Origin of the sequence: Dyella japonica DSM 16301, assembly GCF_001010355.1 — a bacterium.
GTDB lineage: Bacteria > Pseudomonadota > Gammaproteobacteria > Xanthomonadales > Rhodanobacteraceae > Dyella > Dyella japonica.
Genome location: NZ_JPLA01000153.1, coordinates 1 through 526, shown reverse-complemented (window position 1 = coordinate 526; position 526 = coordinate 1). Strand labels below are relative to the sequence as shown.

Genomic DNA, 526 nt, shown 5'->3' with positions numbered 1-526 from the left:
GAAGAATAGTGCCTTTGCCTTTCTCTGCCATGAACTTCCGAGCCTCAAAGAGAGTAGGGAAGTTTTTGGTAGAACGAGCACCAGGTTGCTTTGCCTTCTCTGGGTCAGCAAAGTATTTAAACACTGGGTCAGAACGCCATAACTCTTCATCAGTACATTCTGGAATCTCGCTTTCAGGAGCATCCCAGTACTTATCAATGAGAGCCAGCTTGGCTTTAATCCATTCTTCAGTCGCTTCATAAGACATCAATGGAATGTCTTTATGCAGCACACGATGCTTTGGATAGTTTTCTTGAGATGTAGCTAATGCTTTCATCCAGTCAGTGAAGATGTAGTTAATACGAATCACATCTTCGGTAATCTTGTCGTCATGTAACCAACGATACATTGACCCCTGAAGTCTATGTTCTTCATCACGTCCACCCTTTACCCATGTGTAAGTGGAGGTGGATTTTACATCCTGAAGAAGACCTTCAGTAACGATGTCGAACTTGCCCCCAATAGTCCAACCAGCAATCTTTTTAGT

At 43.2% G+C, this 526-nt stretch carries 1 protein-coding gene; it reads right to left on the bottom strand.

All coding sequences use genetic code 11. The annotated features are described in order from the left end of the window. On the bottom strand, positions 1 to 526 hold a 526-nt coding region (locus Y882_RS20390; protein ID WP_046973426.1), incomplete at both ends, for a hypothetical protein.